We start from the raw sequence: 2,322 nt of genomic DNA on the forward strand, positions 1-2,322 counted from the left end.
GGCCTGGGCGGCACGGCCGGCGGCGGGGGTGTCGGTGGCGGCGGTGGAGGCGACGGCACCTGACACCCGCCGCAGTATCCCGCGCACGTTCCCGCGTTTGCGGCACCTCGCGGCCGTCGTTGTAAGGAGGGGTCCCCTGCTATACCTCAGGCGTTAGCAGGGGACCCCTCCTTACAACAACACAACAACACAACAACACAACAACACAACAACACACACGAGCCGCAGCCCCGCCCTCAACCCTGCGCGAGCTTGAAACCGAAGCCGAGGAACAGCGCGCCCACGGCGCTGGTCGCCCCGGCCGACAGTCGGCGGCGTTGCCTGAACTGGGCGGCCAGGAACGTGCCCGCGAAGATCAACGCGGTCAGGTAGAGCAGGCTGGTCACCTGTGCGATCAGCCCGAGCAGCAGGAAGGACAGTGCCGGCCAGGCATACGTCGGGTCGACGAACTGGATGAAGAACGAGATGAAGAAGAGGATCGCCTTCGGGTTGAGCAGGCTGATCATCATGGCCTTGCGGAACGGGCTGCGCATCTCCGCCGGCCTCGCGGCGTCGATCAGCCGAGGCGTGTCCGGGTCGTTGCGGTCGCGCCAGCGCCGCCAGGCGCCACGCAGCATGGTCACCCCCACATAGCCCAGGTACGCGGCACCTGCGTACTTGATCACGAGGAAGACCGGCGGGTACGCCTTGAGCAGCGAGGCCACTCCGGCGGCGGAGAGGACCATGAGCACCGCGTCGCCGACGAGCACCCCGCCGGCGGCCCGGTACCCGGTGCCCACCCCGCGCCGGGCGGCGGTGGAGAGGACGAAGAGCGAGTTCGGTCCGGGCAGCATGATGATGGCGACGGTGCCTAGCACGTACGTCCAGATGTCGGTGATCCCCAGCACGCCCGACATCATCCGGCCGCGCCGGCTCCCGAGAGAAGCCTTTCCCGCAGCCTGACCTGTGCGTTCGGCCACTCGTCGGCGGTCATCGAGTACTGCACGGTGTCCCGCCACGAGCCGTCCGGCCGCTGCCGGTGTTTGCGCAGCACGCCTTCCCGGGTGGCGCCGAGCCGTGCGATGGCCTGCTGCGAGCGTTCGTTGCGGATATCGGTGTGCCAGACCACCCGGATCGCGCCGAGGTCGTCGAAGGCGCGGCCGAGCAGCAGCAGCTTGGCCTCGGTGTTGATCCCGGTACGCCACCAGGGTCGCCCGAGGTAGGTGTAGCCGATGGCCAGCGATCGCCGGTCCTCGTCGATCTCGTAGTACGAGGTGGAGCCGACGACGGCCCCGGTCACCGCACACCGTTGTGCCCAGGCGACCCGCTCGCCACGGTGCTGGGCGGCCAGCGCCGTGGCGATCTCGTCGCGCAGCGCCTCGGGGTCGGCCGGCTGGGGGACGCCCAGGTGCCGCCAGACCTCCGGGTCGGTGGTGGCCGCGTACATCTCGTCGGTGTGCGACAGGTCCAGCGGTTCCAGCCGGACGTGCGTGCCGTGCAGTTCGGTCGCCTGGTGCCACGGCGTGGCGGCCGGTCGCAGGTACGCCGGCACCGGCGCGGTGACCCCGGCGTCGGGTTGCGGCGGCCCGGCGGTCAGCCGCAGCGGCACCACCCCGGCCCAGTGGGGCAGCGCCAGGTCGGCGGGTTCGTCGCGGACGCCGCCGGTACGCGTGCGGACGGAGACCTCGCGCAGCGGCAGCGCCATCAGGGCGGTCTCGGCCAGTTCCCGTCGGCTCGGCGGGCGGCTCTCCGCCGCACGGCCGGTGCCGGTCTTCTCCATCAGGGCGGTGAAGACCTCGGCCCGCAGGTCGGTGTCGGTGACCAGGTGGGCGGTGCCGTGCGCGATCACCGAGCGGTAGTTGGCGCTGTGGTGGAACTGCGACCGGGCATAGACCAGGCCGTCCAGCAGGGTGACCGCCACACAGACCGGCAGGCCGTCGCCACGGGCGGCGAGCAACGGCCGGCTGCCGGTGGAGCCGTGCAGATAGAGGGTGTCGCCGACGCGGACGTGCAGGGTGGGCAGGACGCGGGGCTCACCGTCCACGGTGAAGGCGAGCGCGCAGTGGTACGCCTCGTCGAGCACCGCGTGCGCGGCGTCGCGGTCGTAGCTCATCCGGTCCCGGGAGCGGCTGGCGGTGGTACGGGCGGTCGGCGTGTACATGCTGCCACCTTTGTTCTAGTACAATCTCTTGTTTGTGTCAGCACGCTATCAGGTGACCGGTGCGACGGCCGCCGAGATCTCGGCCAGCGTCGAATCGGGCATCCGCCACGCCGCCCTCGTCCCCGGTGACCCGCTACCGCCGGTCCGCACGCTCGCCGTGGAGCTGTCTCGTATACACTTCT

At 70.6% G+C, this 2,322-nt stretch carries 2 protein-coding genes; both read right to left on the minus strand.

Annotated features, from left to right (window positions below):
• Nucleotides 1-236: 236 nt before the first annotated feature.
• Nucleotides 237-899, minus strand: coding sequence for a leucine efflux protein LeuE (gene leuE, locus EYA84_RS30655; RefSeq protein WP_131057699.1), 663 nt, complete (start codon nucleotides 897-899; stop codon nucleotides 237-239).
• Nucleotides 896-2,140, minus strand: coding sequence for a bifunctional pyridoxamine 5'-phosphate oxidase family protein/GNAT family N-acetyltransferase (locus tag EYA84_RS30660; protein WP_131057700.1), 1,245 nt, complete (start codon nucleotides 2,138-2,140; stop codon nucleotides 896-898). The genes leuE and EYA84_RS30660 overlap by 4 nt, the downstream gene beginning before the upstream one ends.
• Between the last annotated feature and the right edge of the window lie 182 nt (nucleotides 2,141-2,322).

This window comes from Verrucosispora sp. SN26_14.1 (genome assembly GCF_004307965.1).
Lineage (GTDB): Bacteria > Actinomycetota > Actinomycetes > Mycobacteriales > Micromonosporaceae > Micromonospora.